11 protein-coding genes and 1 tRNA gene are annotated in these 15,543 nt (G+C 43.2%); 7 read left to right on the forward strand and 5 right to left on the reverse strand.

All coding sequences use genetic code 11. From position 1 onward, the window contains the following. Positions 1 to 26: 26 nt before the first annotated feature. Complete coding sequence (locus tag J7I42_RS13565) at positions 27 to 1,781, reverse strand: helix-turn-helix transcriptional regulator (RefSeq protein ID WP_209139360.1); 1,755 nt, start codon at positions 1,779 to 1,781, stop codon at positions 27 to 29. 494 nt (positions 1,782 to 2,275) lie between these two features. Here J7I42_RS13565 and J7I42_RS13570 point away from each other — a divergent pair, with 494 nt between their 5' ends. Both J7I42_RS13570 and J7I42_RS13575 read left to right on the forward strand, forming a co-directional pair. Next, positions 2,276 to 4,351, forward strand: coding sequence for a CehA/McbA family metallohydrolase domain-containing protein (locus J7I42_RS13570; protein ID WP_209139361.1), 2,076 nt, complete (start codon positions 2,276 to 2,278; stop codon positions 4,349 to 4,351). Between the two features lie 262 nt (positions 4,352 to 4,613). After that, positions 4,614 to 5,909 (forward strand): hypothetical protein, encoded by a 1,296-nt coding sequence (locus tag J7I42_RS13575; protein WP_209139362.1) that lies wholly within the window; start codon positions 4,614 to 4,616, stop codon positions 5,907 to 5,909. 166 nt (positions 5,910 to 6,075) lie between these two features. Here J7I42_RS13575 and J7I42_RS13580 read toward each other — a convergent pair. Continuing rightward, positions 6,076 to 6,150: transfer RNA gene (locus J7I42_RS13580), tRNA-Val, on the reverse strand. 84 nt (positions 6,151 to 6,234) lie between these two features. On the opposite strand from J7I42_RS13580, the gene J7I42_RS13585 reads away from it, so the two are divergent. After that, positions 6,235 to 7,092 (forward strand): dienelactone hydrolase family protein, encoded by an 858-nt coding sequence (locus tag J7I42_RS13585; RefSeq protein ID WP_209139363.1) that lies wholly within the window; start codon positions 6,235 to 6,237, stop codon positions 7,090 to 7,092. A gap of 113 nt (positions 7,093 to 7,205) precedes the next feature. Here J7I42_RS13585 and J7I42_RS13590 read toward each other — a convergent pair whose 3' ends face one another. Continuing rightward, positions 7,206 to 8,429, reverse strand: a complete 1,224-nt coding sequence (locus tag J7I42_RS13590) for a proline dehydrogenase family protein (protein ID WP_209139364.1) — start codon at positions 8,427 to 8,429, stop codon at positions 7,206 to 7,208. A gap of 323 nt (positions 8,430 to 8,752) precedes the next feature. Here J7I42_RS13590 and J7I42_RS13595 point away from each other — a divergent pair, with 323 nt between their 5' ends. Beyond that, positions 8,753 to 9,853, forward strand: a complete 1,101-nt coding sequence (locus tag J7I42_RS13595) for a mandelate racemase/muconate lactonizing enzyme family protein (RefSeq protein WP_209139365.1) — start codon at positions 8,753 to 8,755, stop codon at positions 9,851 to 9,853. A 68-nt stretch (positions 9,854 to 9,921) separates the two neighbouring features. Further along, positions 9,922 to 10,440 (forward strand): acyl-CoA thioesterase, encoded by a 519-nt coding sequence (locus J7I42_RS13600; protein ID WP_209139366.1) that lies wholly within the window; start codon positions 9,922 to 9,924, stop codon positions 10,438 to 10,440. 14 nt (positions 10,441 to 10,454) lie between these two features. On the opposite strand, the gene J7I42_RS13605 is transcribed toward J7I42_RS13600, so the two are convergent. Beyond that, complete coding sequence (locus tag J7I42_RS13605; protein WP_209139367.1) at positions 10,455 to 11,237, reverse strand: lysophospholipid acyltransferase family protein; 783 nt, start codon at positions 11,235 to 11,237, stop codon at positions 10,455 to 10,457. 134 nt (positions 11,238 to 11,371) lie between these two features. Here J7I42_RS13605 and J7I42_RS13610 point away from each other — a divergent pair, with 134 nt between their 5' ends. After that, entirely contained in the window at positions 11,372 to 12,085 is a 714-nt protein-coding gene (locus tag J7I42_RS13610) for an SIMPL domain-containing protein (protein ID WP_209139368.1), read from the forward strand. Positions 12,086 to 12,125: 40 nt separating this feature from the next. Next, positions 12,126 to 12,782 carry a hexitol phosphatase HxpB gene (gene hxpB, locus J7I42_RS13615; RefSeq protein WP_209139369.1) on the forward strand — a complete coding sequence of 219 codons (657 nt, stop codon included), beginning with the start codon at positions 12,126 to 12,128 and terminating at the stop codon, positions 12,780 to 12,782. Positions 12,783 to 13,603: 821 nt separating this feature from the next. On the opposite strand, the gene rpsA is transcribed toward hxpB, so the two are convergent. Next, positions 13,604 to 15,523 carry a 30S ribosomal protein S1 gene (gene rpsA / locus J7I42_RS13620; protein WP_209139370.1) on the reverse strand — a complete coding sequence of 640 codons (1,920 nt, stop codon included), beginning with the start codon at positions 15,521 to 15,523 and terminating at the stop codon, positions 13,604 to 13,606. Between the last annotated feature and the right edge of the window lie 20 nt (positions 15,524 to 15,543).

Here is a 15,543-nt window from a genome sequence, read left to right on the forward strand (position 1 = left end):
TCTAACAGGAGAAAAGACGCCAGGGATTAGTCGGTAAGATTGCGTATATAGGCTTCCAGTACTTCATCGGCCTGTAGGTTAAGGCGTTGTTTCAGTCGGCGTTTTCCCCGGGTCACACTGTCTTTACTTATGCCCAGGGTATTGGCAATTTGCTGATTGCTGAGGTCAAGATAAATTAATGTTGCTAATCGCTCTTCAGCAGGCGTAGGGTGCGAAACCAGTTTTTTAAAAGCAGGGAAAAACTCCGGATAGGCCCGGAAAAATTCCAGGCGGAACTTTTCCCATTCGCCATCCGTTAGCAGGGTGTATTGCAACAAGCTTTCAAAAGCTGTCTTTTTTTCCGCTACAGCAACCTCAGCCTGAAGGGTCAAATCTTCTTTAAGCCTGTTGATAAGGTTATTTTTATCAATGATCTGCTGTGTAAATAAAGCAATTTGCTCTTTTGCTTTTTTTGACTCTATTTCAGCTATTTGACGCTTTCGCTCCAAAATGGCGGTTTTATATTTCTGCAGCCACAGCTTTCTGTTATACAAAAGCAGGGCAATTATAGTCAACAATATAATGCCGCCCACTATAAAGTTCCTGATCAGCCGCTGATGCCTGATAGCAGCCCTGGCCGACTGCAATGCTGTTTGCATTTCTTCAAAAGCTATTTTAGCCTTTGTTGCCCGAAGATTGCTGCGATTGGTAAACGCATTGAGACTGTCGGAATGTTTGTGAAACAAAGTAGAATACAAGAACGCACTATCGATACGGCCAAGGCCACTATAGGCCGCGGCAATGCCTTCGGCCGCATTGGCGGCATACTCCATATTTATTATTTCTTGTGAAATAGCCCAGGCATAGGTTATTTTCCAGCAATCCAGGGCTAATGTAAATTGATGCCGGGCAAAATAGAGATTGGCAAGAGCATTATTGGCAAGGGCCACATTAAATGCATCAACTACCTGGCCGCTTTTTATGGCATATTCTCGGAGCATTGGAAGGGCCTGATCATATTTTTTTTGCAGCGCCAGGTTTTCTCCGATATCGCCATTTGCAATGATCAGCCATTTTTTATTAAAAGGATCAGAAGTTCCTCCTCCATCGGCTTGCAGCATCTCTGCAAGTTTTTTATAGTAGTGCAATGAGCTATCGTATAAGCCCAGTTTTTTATAACAGGCACCTACGAGGTCCATTGTGAAGACGTCTTTACGTTTTACAGACAATACTTTCAGACCATATTGCAAACTTAACCTAAACTCTTTTGTAATATATAAAGCTTTGCACATATCGAACCACCGGGTGCTGATATCCGGAAAATATTCAGCGCCTAACCGCTGTTGCAATTCAATCGCTTTAATACTGTAAAAGAGGTAGTCTTCAATCCAAGCAATGCGTGTACAATGTTCGGCATAGGCCGCATACACTTCGCTGAGCAATTGATCATCGTTTTCCTGGCTGGCCAATTGTACAGCTTTCGTTATAAGGGGGATGCCGGCTTCAGCTCCCGGAACGTGATTTGCACATACAACCCACCATGGCTCTTCGAACAACATAAGACGTACCTGTAAGCGGGTATTCACATGTTTATCAAGGTATGCATGCATTTCTTGAATTACCTTTCTCCGAACGGAATCCGGCTGCTTCAAGTAATGATGAACGGTTTCAAGATATTTCCGGGTTTGCGAAGTATCGGAAATTTCCCAGGCTTTTATCAATGGCGTTATGTCAGCATCCTGAGCGCACACGTCAGCACAATTCAATAGCAGTAATGCAATAAGGAATAAAAATGACTTCATAGGGCTGTGAATTTATCGTATAAAGCAAAACCTGCTGACACTGCCTTAAAATTTAGCTTGCAAAATAAGGGATCATTGGGACAAACCGCCTGAAATAGCAATTGAAGTGGGTTTCTATTTTGGCAGACTAACTGTAAAAAGGGCCAGATGAGTTGAAACGAGAGGCACGCAAACGATTAATAACTAAAATACCACCTGTTGATGGTTTGGCATTTGAATCTGTAAGGTGAACTTCCCGGTTTGACTGTTTTGGTCTGGCGTTCATTTAACCTTCATGGTGTCAGCCAGGATCTTCATAAAGAATCCACCCAACAACACTTGTTAAAATGATAAGGTTTGACTTAACCTGATCTCAACTCATCATTCGCAGATATAATTTACATGCCAAACTTGCTGAACTAAATTTAGCACCTGCATGTACAAATTAATAAAATATATAGTGCTATTTTAGTTCAACAATAAGCTTCTCTGTTATTCTAACAACCTATACAATTATGCGATTCGTTATTGCCATTTTATTTCTTTTCTGCCCTTGCATTTTTTATGCGCAAGTAAAAATATCGCTGGAAAATTTCAGTAATAAAAATGGCACAGCGGCCATAATAAACGCAAACACATTATCGGTATCATGGCCAGCTGGCAATAACAAAACCGGCAAACTGGTTGTTGACGTTTCTTCTCAACAGCCCCTCTTCAAAAGCCTGGAATTACAAGATGGCAACAAAAATTATACAATCGCATCAGGTCTTGATCCGGTATTCCTGTTAACGGTTGGCAAACGAGATCTGGTGTCACAAAACGGTTGGAACATTTTCTTCGACAAAGTTCCCAACAAACCGTTTACATCAAACCTTGTTGAACTTCATAAACAGGCTGTCACTGTCACCAGCATCGGTACCAGAACTGTGATCAGCATCGATTCATTGAAGGCGCCTGATTTCACCGGTACCCTGGAAATAACTTTATATAATGGTAGCCCTTTGCTGAACATTGCTGCAATAATGTCAACCAATATTGATTCTACAGCTATCCTGTACGACGCAGGTCTGGTTTCAAAGACCACACCATGGGTAAAGATCGGTTGGAGCAACGTGCAAGGACAAATGCAATCGATGAAACCTGCCAGCCATGACAGTGCTGCCTCCTTGCAGGTAAAATACAGAAGTATAATTGGCGTAAGCAGCCATGGCAGCCTGGCAGTATTTCCGCCACCCCACCAGTATTTTTATCCGCTTGATGAAGCATTCAATTTAAAGTTCGTATGGGCAGGTAATAATTACCGAAACCTGGTAAATGGATATGGTATTGGCATCCGGCAGGACCTCTATGGTGATCGACGGTTTGTACCCTGGTTCAATGCACCACCTGGTACCAGGCAGCGATTAAATTTTTTTGTTTTACTCAACAGCGAAAACGAATCCAGTACGCTGGCAGCAATAAAACATTTTACAAACAACGATAGCTATCCTTCGCTCCCCGGCTATAAAACAATGGCAAGCCACTTTCATAATGAGTTTATCATGAAAGTAGTAATGGCCAATAAACCGGTTCCTGATACGCCAGCTTTCATCCACGTTTTCAGGCAAACCGGTATCGACATTGTTCACCTGGGTGAGTTTCATTACACAGCGCACCCAAAAGGCCCCGACAGCCTTAGATTAAAAGAATTACACGCCCTGTTTCAACAATGTGAAAGATTATCGTCAGATAAATTTCTATTGCTTCCAGGGGAGGAGCCGAATGAATTCTTTGGTGGACATTGGCTGCAATTATTCCCTAAACCTGTTTATTGGGTCATGTCCAGAAAAGACGGACAGCCATTTGTAACCAATGATGTCACTTACGGCAAAGTGTACCGGATATCGAATGAGAATGAAATGCTCGACCTGTTGAAAAAAGAAAAAGGCCTGGCCTGGACAGCCCATCCGCGCACAAAAGGTTCAACGGGTTATCCCGACAAATACCGACAGTCACCTTTTTTCAAGGATGACCATTTCCTGGGTGCAGCCTGGAAAGCTATGCCAGCCGACCTGTCACAGCCCATCCTCGGTAAACGTGTGCTCGACCTAATGAATGATATGAACAACTGGGGTAACCATAAAAAAGTACTCGCGGAATCGGACCTGTTTACCATTGAGCCGGAAAATGAAATGTATGCTCACCTGAACATCAACTACCTGAAAATTGACAAACTGCCTTATTTCAAAAATGGCTGGCAGGCTATTGTTGATGTGTTGCAAAAGGGAAATTTCTTTTCCTCTACCGGCGAAGTGCTTATACCTTCGTTCACGGTAAATGGAAAGTCATCCGGCGAATCAATCTCCCCCAACAGCAAACAAACAACAATTTCATTCAAACTTAAATGGACATTCCCCATGAACTACGCAGAGATCATTTCGGGAGATGGCGACAAGGTATATCGTGAACGAATTACCCTACAACATACCCATCCCTTTGGGGAACAAACCTTCAATATACCTCTTGATCTTACCGGCAGAAGATGGGTGCGACTAGAAGCCTGGGATGTGGCTGCAAATGGTGCATTTACGCAAACCGTATGGGTAAGGTAAGCTTACATTGAGACTTCAAATCACTAATGTAAGAGCCGTTCGCGGAGTCCTCCGGCAGATTGTTGAACCAATTAAAAGAATTCTTTAAGCGTATATACCCGGTTTTCATCTCCGGGTACAAAATAATGTAAAATATCTTCTTTCAGCCATTTGAACATTCTTCTGATGATGTCAGAAGCTGCAGCCTCTGTAATATTTTTTACTTATATTCGGCTACTCATAATATTAATATTAAACTTTTATTCTCTAAATACAATTGCAAATGATACGAAAACTTATTGTATCACTTTTGTTTGTTTTCATTCTTCAAATAGTTAATGCGCAAAAAACTGCAACAATCGAGGATAGCATTACCAATTATTTTAATGAAATAAAAATTGCCACAAAAAAACACACGCTGCTTTGGGATAAGAATTTATACGGCCCTATCCTTTTAGTCAATCCTGTCACAAGAATGGCCTATGCGAATGTTCCTGACTCTGCCGGCATATTACAATCCAATGGGTCTGTTTATAGGGGCATTTTGCCGCTTAATATAAATATTGCCAATACTGCCATTCACTGGAATGGTAATGATTGGGCTATGATCTTACTTCCCCATCTTCCCGAAACACAGCAGGACAGAATAAATTTAATGGCTCATGAATTATTTCACAGAGCACAGCCATCGTTGGGATTTAAACCCCATGATCCAATAAATAATCACTTGAATGAGAAGGATGGCAGGGTTTACCTGCGTCTGGAATTGGAAGCATTGAAAATGGCGCTGACAAGTACTACCATTTCTGAAATAAAAAAGAATATTACAAATGCTTTATATTTTAGAGAATATCGCTATTTAATTTATCCGGCGGCAGATTCAACGGAGAATATGCTGGAACTTAACGAGGGACTTGCTGAATATACCGGCGTTATGATACGCGGCGGGAATAAAGTACAGATTATTGAACACTTTAAACAAAACATAAATGCCTTCTTAACAAATCCAACGTTTGTGCGTTCATTTGTGTATCAAACAATTCCTATTTACGGTTATATACTGCAGACTCAAAAAGAGCATTGGAATAAAGACATAAATGCAAACTCACACTTAACTAATTATTTCATAAAAGCATTTGAAATATCATTCCCTGATAATTTGAAGAAGTCGGTGCTCACCCTATCGAATAAATACAACGGGTCTGCAATTATTGATGAAGAAACAAAACGCGAAGAAAGAATAAAAAAACTAATAGCTGAATATAAATCCAAGTTTATTGAGCAACCACATTTTGAAATTCGGTTTGAGAAAATGAACATATCTTTTGATCCACGGAATATGATGCCCATTGACGACAAAGGAACTGTTTATCCGACTATCAGAGTGACAGATAATTGGGGGATATTAGAGGTAAGCGATGGCGCACTTATAAGCGCGAATTGGGATAAAATTTCTATAACCAATCCAACAGAGCTGGATAAGAAAAATATAAAAGGAATTGGTTGGGTACTTACGCTAAATGACGGGTACGCTGTAGAAAAAGACCCAGATGGGAATTATAAACTTTTAAAAAAATAAGATCCGTCGTAAGTGTAAATAATAGTCCACAACTACACTTTGTTCAGCTGTTTTATAAAACTGCGTCAAATCATTGGTTCAGTATGAATTGATACATAGAATATAGCATCGCATAAATGCAATTAAACAATAAAAGGGAATGATCAGATCTGACCATTCCCTTAAGTGGACTGCACTGGACTCGAACCAGTGACCCCTACTCTGTCAAAGTAATGCTCTAAACCAACTGAGCTAGCAGTCCGGGAACACCGAAGATAAAACAGTCGCCCGCCTTCCCCAAATTTATTACCTTTAAGAAAAGCACTTCACCATTCAAGCCATATTTATGAACCAGGAAATAATCAACCTTTTCGATGAGTATACCCACGTACCGCTTTCCCGCGATGAGTTCCTGCGCCGCCTTACCAAACTAACCGGTAGCCTGGCCGCAGCGGTGGCTGTACTGCCCATGCTGGAAGTAAATTATGCCCACGCGCATACGGTACCCCCGCAGGACGACCGCATTACCACAGAACGTATAACTTATCCCGGTGATGATTGCACCATGAAAGGGTATGTTGCCAAACCTAAAGAAAAAGGAAAGTACGGCGCCGTAGTGGTCATACACGAAAACCGGGGCCTGAACCCGCATATAGAAGATATTACCCGCCGGGTAGCACTGGCCGGTTACCTGGCCCTGGCGCCTGATGCGTTATCACCTTCGGGTGGTACCCCCACTAATGAAGACGCTGCCCGTGACGCGATCGGTAAACTGGACGCTCAAAAAAATCTCAATAACTATATCAAGGCTTTCGATTACCTGAAATCGAGGGAAGATTGCAATCTCAAAACAGGTTGCGTTGGCTTCTGCTGGGGCGGCGCTATGGCTAATCAGCTAGCCGTTCATGTGCCCGAGCTGAAAGCCGCTGTTGCTTATTACGGCCGGCAACCCAGTGCCGAAGACGTTCCTAAAATAAAAGCTGCCGTTCAGTTGCATTATGGCGCCCTGGATGAACGCATCAATGCAGGCATACCCGCTTATGAGGATGCACTAAAAAAAGCAGGCACTAAATACGAACTGTACGTTTACGAAGGGGCTAATCACGCTTTCAATAACGATACCGCCCCTACCCGTTATAATGCGGCAGTCGCTAAACTGGCATGGGAAAGGACGTTGAAGCTTTTTGGTGAGACTTTAAAGTAAACTTTGATTAACCCGTAATATAGGTTGGTGAAATAGGAAGTAAGAAGTAGGAAATACAAGACTCGCGAATTTCTTATCTCCTACTTCCTACTTCTTAATGCTACATTTTATGACTACGATTCTTTTCTTCTTTCCATTTCTTTCTTGATCAATCCCAATTCACGTCCCGTTTGTCCTGATACCGATGAATTCTCCTGCGCCCGGCGCATCAGGTAAGGGATCACATCCTTAATGGGGCCAAAAGGCAAATACTTGCTTACACGGAAGGCGTTCTTTGCCAGGTTAAAAGTGATATTATCGCTCATGCCATACAGTTGCGAGAAGTGCACGTGTGGATGGTTGTGCGGTATCCCCTTTTTATCGAGCAACTCGGTTGTATATAAATTGCTGAACTCGTTATGCGATGCAACGATCAGCGCAATATGTTCGAGGTAATCAACGCAAAACTCAAGGGCTGCATTATAGTCGTGATCAGTAGCCTTTTTATTGGGTTGAATGGGCGATGCATAGTTCATGGCAGCCGCCCGCTTACGTTCTTTTTCCATATATGCACCACGAACCAGTTTAGCGCCCAGGATAAAACCTTTTTGTTGAGCCGATGCAAAACTGTCTTTCAGGAATTGCAGGCGGTCGTGCCGGTACAGTTGAATGGTATTGTAGATCACCGTTCTTTTCCGGTTAAATTTTTCCATCATTTGCATGGTGAGCGCATCAACGGGGTCCTGGATCCAGCTTTCTTCTGCATCTATTAAAACGCCAATACCTTTGGCAGCGGCAGCTTCACAAATGCGAATGATCCGTTGTTCAACACGTTGCCATTCAGCCTTCTCGGCAGCTGTTAACACCTCGGTATGCACTTTTCCTTCGAACCCACTTTTGGTGGTGGCGGCTGCATCCAGTTTCTCCAAGAGGGCAAACCGCGCCAAACCGGTTACCTTCACACTCATAAAGGGAATATTTGGCTGAGTAGCAGCATATTCAATCACTTTAATGAACTCTTCGGTACCGTGATCAAAATTCTCTTCACCTTCCATCCCTTCTACTCCATAATCCAGGATCACCTGCACATTGAATTGTTTCAGTTTGGCTGCTACATGAGCGGTTTCCTGCAGTGTTTCGCCCCCTACAAATTGTTCAAAAATGGTGTTGCGGATCAGATTTTTTATGGGAAGTCCGGCTTTTATGGCCCAAGGGGTAATCCGGGTGCCCAGTTTTACCAGGGATTGGTACCCCATACTGGAAAAAAGGAAATGGGCTTTTTTTAACTCCTTGTCTGATTTATAAGCAAATGCATTTTCAGTATTATCAAAAGATACAGCTACGGCGGTTTTTGACATAGAACTAACGAATGTTAGGCGCGAAGATAATTCATTAGCGAATAATTTCTAGGGATCAGGATCATAATTGCCCATATTTAACACCGGTTATTAGGTTCTTAGGTTATTGAGTTCTTTGTTTCGCCCGCCGAAGCTTTGGCAAGGGAGGGGCGTATGAAGGCCGCGACGATGTATGCCGCGCAGAAGTGTATTTCCTATTGCCTACTGCCTATTGCCTACTGCCTTTTGGACGCCGCGCAGAAGCCCTTTGCCCTCTGCCTTCTGCCCTTTGCCTGATTCTGCTGATTTTCCTGTAGCCCGAACCTTGTAAATTGCACATTACTATGAACATCCTACACACCGATATCTATAAGTTCAGCATCCCCATGCACCCTTTTACCATTGCCACCGGAACTATGCATTATGCGCAGAATATTTTTATCAGGGTGCATACCGATGCCGGAGTATACGGCGTAGGCGAATGCTCTGCCTTCCCCATGATCGCGGGTGAAACCCAGGCTACCTGTTTTGAAATGGCAAAAGACTTTGCCGCCCTCTGGAAAAACAAAGATGCCAACGCCATAGAAGAAAGGTTACATGAGCTGCATAGTTTTACTGCCTTTAATGCCACCATTAAGAGTGCCTTTGATATGGCCTTATACGATCTGGCCGCCAAAGCTGCCGGAAAGCCGTTGTATCAGTTTTTGGGTGCAACCGGCAAAAAGGAACTGGAAACCGATCTTACCATTGGGATAGATACGCCCGAACAGATGGCAGCCAAAGCCATTGACTTTGTAAAACGGGGAGTACGGATCATCAAAATAAAACTGGGCAAGAATGCCAAAGAAGATGTAGAGCGGGTTCGGATGATCCGCGAAGCGGCCGGCCCCACCATTGGCCTACGCATAGATGCCAATCAGGGCTGGAATTATGAGGACGCCCTTTTTGCCCTCACCAATTTGGCACCATATAATATTCAGTTTTGCGAACAACCCATGCGGTATTGGGACGATAATAAGCTACCGGCGCTGGTTAAACAATCCCCCATCCCCATTATGGCCGATGAAAGCGTTTTTGATCACCATGATGCCCAACGCATTATTTTAGCCAATGCCTGCGACTATGTAAACATCAAATTTGCCAAATCGGGGGGTATCTGGGAAGCCCAAAAAATTCATGCGGTATGCAAGGAGCATAATATCCCCTGTATGATGGGCGGTATGCTGGAAAGCCGGGTTGCTTTGACGGCCTTTGCGCATTTTGCGCTGGCGCATGACAATATCGTTTTTTATGACATGGATACCTGTATGCTAGGGCATAAGACCGACCCCGTTACCGGCGGCGTGCAATACAAAGGCTTTTTGCTGGAAGTACCGGAAACACCTGGTATTGGGGCTGATGCCAACGAATCTTTTTTACAAACCCTTGAAAAAGTAACCGTTTAAGCAACCGGACTTTTCAGGTTATCCTGGTTTTCTGGCCTAACTACCTATATCTTTGCGCAAAAAACTAAATGGACCAGTTTTCTAAAACTGCCAAAGAATCCTCGGTTACTATGACCGAATTGGTATTGCCCAACGATACCAATATGTTTGGCAACTTAATGGGTGGACGATTAATGTACTGGATGGATATTGCGGCTGCCCTGGCAGCTATGAAACATTGCGGCACACCAGTGGTAACAGCTTCGGTTGATAACATCAGCTTCGAGAATCCCATAAAACTGGGCAATGCGGTACACATTCAGGCAAGAGTTTCCCGGGCATTTAATACTTCTATGGAGATATATATGAGTGTTTGGGGTGAAGATGCCCTGCACCAGTATAAATATAAAAGCAACGAGGCCTATTTTACCTTTGTTGCACTGGACCCCAATGGCAAACCCCGCAAGGTGCCTAATGTGACACCAGAATCAGAAGAAGAGATAAAGTTATTTGAAGGGGCTTTACGCAGAAGACAGGTCCGCCTGATATTGGGAGGAAAAATGAAACCTGATGACGCTACAGAATTAAAAGCTTTATTTAAACTATAAAAATTAATCCCGCTTCAGGCGGGATTTGTTTTATCATTAACGGCCTTCCTGTGATGCGGGCCTTTCAACATAAACGGTTTGCTTTGCTCAATGGCATCCATTATCTGCGCTAATATGACTTCAGGTGATGCTTCATAATCTATTTGCAGCGGCTCCTTAAAGGTTACCGTAAGTAAGGTGCCTGTCTTTTTAAACTTCAATCCCTTCTTATTAAAAGCGCGCCAGAAACCACCAATTACCACCGGAATAACTGTGGGTTTGCATAGTTTAATGATGTGGGCGGTGCCTTTTCTACCTGGCGCAAAAGGCGTAGTGGTCCCCTGCGGAAAAGTGATCACCCAGTTATGTTCCAGGGCACGGGTAATTTTACGGGTATCTGATGGATCAAGTCCTTTACGTACTTCGGTACCAGCCGAACGCCAGGTTCTTTTAACGGTTAATGCCCCACCCAGTGTAAACAGCCGGCTGATAAAACTGCCACGCATTGTTTCCTCGGCAGCCACATAGTATACGTTGGTGAATGGGTTTAATAAGTAATAAGGGATACCCAGTTTGTTCTTTTTACGCCATTTTACTGCGCAGAATATATGCAGGAACGTAATAACGTCGGCAAAGTAAGTTTGGTGATTGCTTACAAAAAGCACGTTCTTCCGGGGCAATTTGGCAATGTGTTCGGTACCCCTGATCTGTAGTTTATTAATTATAACCAGCCCAGGCCAGGTTATAATACCTATGATGGGGTATAATATTTTTCGAACCAGTTTAATATGTCTTAACCTTTCACTAAACGAACTCATTCATCATGGTTTTGAACGTCAATTAGCACCGAAATTAAGGAAATGTTAATAAAGTACTATTCCCTATTTACAGCGCATACCTGTTTATGTAATTTAAATAGTTCCCCACTCATTAAGTTATTAAAGAATAAACCATGAACAGATTTATCGCTATTGTATTTGTATGTTTTTTATCAACCGGCCTGTTTGCCCAGGCCCCCAACCCATTCCCCAAAACCATCAATGTTACCGGTAGCGCCGAACTGGAAATTATTCCCGATGAAATTTATGTGGTGGTCACCTTAAAAGAATATGAAAAGAAGGGCTCCGGAAAAATGGATCTCGAAAAAGTAAAGACTGATTTCCTTGCCACCTGCCGGAATGCCGGCATGCCCGATTCGGTCATCTCCATTGCATCATACGAAGGGACAAACCCCAGAAACTGGTGGAGCAAAAAATCCAAAGATGAATTGTATGCAACCATTGCTTATCAGCTAAAATTTACCAACAGTAAAAAAATTGATGAGCTGGTTCGCCAACTCGACGATGAAGCCACCAAGAATTTCGATGTAGTTCGTGTATCGCACAGTAAAATACAGGAATACCGCAAACAATTAAAAATCCAGGCCATAAAAGCCGCCAAGGCAAAAGCCGAATATCTTACTGAAGCGGTGGGAGAACAATTAGGCGTAGCGGTAACTATCACCGAAAACCAGAATAATACATCTGTAGTGCCACTCTTTAACGCGAACCAGTTGGCAAAGGCCAATATCGCTGGCTATAATGGAGATTGGGTTGAAGGGGCCGGCATCGATTTTAAAAAGATCAGGCTTATAATGGAAATGAACGTGGTCTTTGCTATAAAATAGCTCTCCATAAACCTTATCCTTCTTTCTTATCTTTGCGGGCATGAAATTTTCCGCAGTAATTTTCGATATGGATGGTCTGCTTATTGATTCTGAGCCTTTATGGCAACAGGCAGGCGCAGAGACTTTACAAGAGTTTGGTGTAACACTTACAGACGAGCAGTATAACCTCACTACCGGATTACGTACGCCCGAATGGGTCGATTACTGGTTCACCCATTTTGCTATCAATAAAGACCGGGCAAAAGAAGCAGCCAAAGCCATTGAGCAGGCCGCCCTTGATAAAATAAAACAACATGGCGAAGCCATGGAAGGCGTGCAATACATCATGGAGTTTTTTAAAACCAATGGTTTTCTTATCGGACTGGCATCTTCTTCGCCCATGCGATTAATAGAAGCGGTAATTGAAAAACTCAATATTCTACCATATTTAAATGCGGTTACCTCTGCGGAACTCCTTCCCCATGGCAAACCACATCCCCAGGTATTTCTGAATTGCGCCGAACTGCTGCAGGTTCCACCCACCACCTGCATTTGTTTTGAAGATTCTTTCAATGGCATGATCGCTGCCAAAGCAGCCCGGATGAAATGTGTGGTGATCCCCGCCCCTCATGTACACCATGAAGGCCGCTGGAATGCTTCAGACCGTAAGTTATCCTCCTTGCTTAAGTTTAATAAGACTGTCCTGGATACTCTATAGGTAATGAAATAATAAGTAGGACGTAGGACGTATGAAAAACCCGAATTTCGAAAGTCGGGAACCTTAGAACTTCTTACTTCTTACTTCTTACTTCCTTTTTCCTACCTCCTACTTCCTACCTCCTACTTCCTACCTCCTACTTCCTACCTCCTACTTCCTACCTCAAATTCTTACCTCCTCCTTAGCGCCATATTATCCGACTACCTCCACAATATTACAACAGCCCGTATATACACTCAAACGGGACGCCCCGGTAGAGACCGGAACACCCCGTTGAGTGTTACTACCCAAATGAACCTGTAATGTATTAAGTTGAGTACATGTCTATCTGTGCCTGGTGCCGCCGAAGCTTTAGCGAAGGCGCAATGTGCCGCCCTTGCTTCGCGCCAGGCGCAAAGCCCAATAACAGACATCATTGTACGTAATGTATAATGGAATTGCTACGCCAATCTGATCTATCCCTGTAATGGAAACTGAATATGTATGGACCGGATAAGTGGAAAGTTGATGCTACTTACGCTATAGCCTGTACTAAGATTGTATCCCGTTTGAGTTGCTTACATAAATATATAAAAGCAGTTTTTCTTATGCAAGCTTATATGCCGAATTTTTGTTAACTACTGTCATCACTCAATCAGGTGATAATGTGACTTGGCAATGATAATGTGCCACTTACACAAGCTATCTCGGTTTTGCAAGTACGCCTTTGGGTAAGCAATAAAAAAAGGAATCCTTCCGGTAAAACAGAAAAGATTCCTTCTGTCATAAAAAAAGCGCCCCGATTGATCGGGGCGCTTTACTATTATTGCAGAAAACAAAGATTATTCTTTTGTTTCAGTAGAACCACCTTGTTGTTCTTCCTGCTTCAATTTTTCTTTGATCTCAGCCAGTGCACCCAGGTCACCTAAAGTAGCTTTTTCTACTTTACCCTGAATGTTTTTCACTGCCTTTTTAGTTTTATCAGCTTCAGCACGGGCTTCTTTTTGAGCAGCTTGCTTTTCTTCCTGCTTGTTCTGTTCCCAGATACGGGTATGCGAAACTACGATGCGTTTTTCATTGCGATCGAATTCGATAACCATGAACTGAGTTGTTTCGTCAGCGCCGATTGCTTTGCCATCTTCGCGCATAAGGTGACGGTTAGGTGCAAATCCTTCCAAACCGTAAGGTAATTGAACGATACCACCTTTGTCATCTCTGCGGATAACTGTTCCCTCGTGTACAGAGCCAACTGCGAATGTTCCCTGTAATGCATTCCAGGGATCTTCTTCCAGTTGTTTGTGTCCGAGTTGCAGTTTGCGATTGTCTTTATCAATTCCGAGGATCACTACGTCGATGTTCTCACCAACTTTAGTGTACTCAGAAGGATGGTTGAAACGTTTCAACCAGCTCAGGTCGCTGATGTGGATCATACCACCGATACCAGGAGCCAGTTCAACGAACACACCATAAGGAGTGATGTTTTTCACCAAACCTGTATGACGGCTGCCTTCTGGGAATTTGGTTTCGATAGTGCTCCATGGATCTTCGCTCATTTGCTTGATAGACAAGCTCATTTTGCGATTATCTTTATCGAGCGTTACGATCTTCGCTTCGTACTCATCACCCAGTTTGAAGAATTCTTTCGCATTGATAGGTGTGTTAGCCCAGGTAATTTCACTTACGTGTACCAGACCTTCAACACCTGGCATGATTTCCAGGAATGCGCCATAATCTTCAATATTCACCACTTTACCTTTCACAACAGAACCTTCGTGAATATTTTCTGGCAGAATATCCCAAGGATGTGGAGTCAGTTGTTTCAGACCCAAGCTGATGCGTTTTTTCTCATCATCGAAGTCTAATACAACCACTTTCAGTTTTTGATCCAGCTTCAGCACTTCGCCAGGATGGCTGATACGGCCCCAGCTGATATCAGTGATATACAACAGACCGTCTAAACCGCCCAGATCCATAAATGCACCGAAGTCGGTGATATTCTTGATAGTTCCTTCCAGAACCTGACCTCTTTCGAGTTTGCTCATGATCTCGGCACGTTGTGCTTCGATATCGCTTTCGATAAGAGCTTTATGTGATACTACAGCGTTCTTAATAGCTTCGTTGATCTTCACTACTTTGAACTCCATGGTCTTACCTACAAACTGATCGTAATCAGTTACAGGTTTTACGTCGATCTGTGAACCTGGTAAGAATGTTTCCATACCAAATACATCCACGATCAAGCCGCCTTTGGTCTTTGAAGTAACAGTACCAGTGATAACTTCACCAGTTTTATGAACTTCAACGATTCTTTCCCAGGCGCGGGTAATGCGGGCTTGCTTACGGCTGAGGTTCAGGTGACCTTCCCGGTCTTCTTTCTCTACAACCATAACTTCCACTTCATCACCGGTTTTCAGGTTTGGCAGATCACGGAATTCGTTTAACGAAACCAGACCATCGCTCTTGAAACCAATGTTGATCACCACATCAGTTTTAGTAAGGGCCACAACAAGACCTTTTACTAACTCACCATCGGTAACCGCTTTGAATGTACCTTCGTATACAGCATCGTATTTTTCCTTTTCTTCTTTGCTGTACGTAGCTACGTTACGTTTGTCAATGCTCCAGTCGAAATCGTCGTGTGCAGTGTTGTCCACAACTTCAGGAGCTGCAGGTGCTTTTGGTGTCGCTGTAGCTTCAGCACCCTGACCGGCTGCAGAAGACTCCTGTGCATCAGCGTTTAATTGTTTAATAAATTGAAACATGATAAAAACCCGATGATTTT

It is taken from the genome of Niastella soli (assembly GCF_017742245.1).
Taxonomy (GTDB): domain Bacteria; phylum Bacteroidota; class Bacteroidia; order Chitinophagales; family Chitinophagaceae; genus Niastella; species Niastella soli.

Excerpts from the sequence above, each read along its gene's own strand:
- J7I42_RS13565 (WP_209139360.1), bottom strand. The coding sequence starts at position 1,781 with ATGAAGTCATTTTTATTCCTTATTGCATTACTGCTATTGAATTGTGCT.
- J7I42_RS13570 (WP_209139361.1), top strand. The coding sequence starts at position 2,276 with ATGCGATTCGTTATTGCCATTTTATTTCTTTTCTGCCCTTGCATTTTT.
- J7I42_RS13575 (WP_209139362.1), top strand. The coding sequence starts at position 4,614 with ATGATACGAAAACTTATTGTATCACTTTTGTTTGTTTTCATTCTTCAA.
- J7I42_RS13585 (WP_209139363.1), top strand. The coding sequence starts at position 6,235 with ATGAACCAGGAAATAATCAACCTTTTCGATGAGTATACCCACGTACCG.
- J7I42_RS13590 (WP_209139364.1), bottom strand. The coding sequence starts at position 8,429 with ATGTCAAAAACCGCCGTAGCTGTATCTTTTGATAATACTGAAAATGCA.
- J7I42_RS13595 (WP_209139365.1), top strand. The coding sequence starts at position 8,753 with ATGAACATCCTACACACCGATATCTATAAGTTCAGCATCCCCATGCAC.
- J7I42_RS13600 (WP_209139366.1), top strand. The coding sequence starts at position 9,922 with ATGGACCAGTTTTCTAAAACTGCCAAAGAATCCTCGGTTACTATGACC.
- J7I42_RS13605 (WP_209139367.1), bottom strand. The coding sequence starts at position 11,237 with ATGAGTTCGTTTAGTGAAAGGTTAAGACATATTAAACTGGTTCGAAAA.
- J7I42_RS13610 (WP_209139368.1), top strand. The coding sequence starts at position 11,372 with ATGAACAGATTTATCGCTATTGTATTTGTATGTTTTTTATCAACCGGC.
- hxpB (WP_209139369.1), top strand. The coding sequence starts at position 12,126 with ATGAAATTTTCCGCAGTAATTTTCGATATGGATGGTCTGCTTATTGAT.
- rpsA (WP_209139370.1), bottom strand. The coding sequence starts at position 15,523 with ATGTTTCAATTTATTAAACAATTAAACGCTGATGCACAGGAGTCTTCT.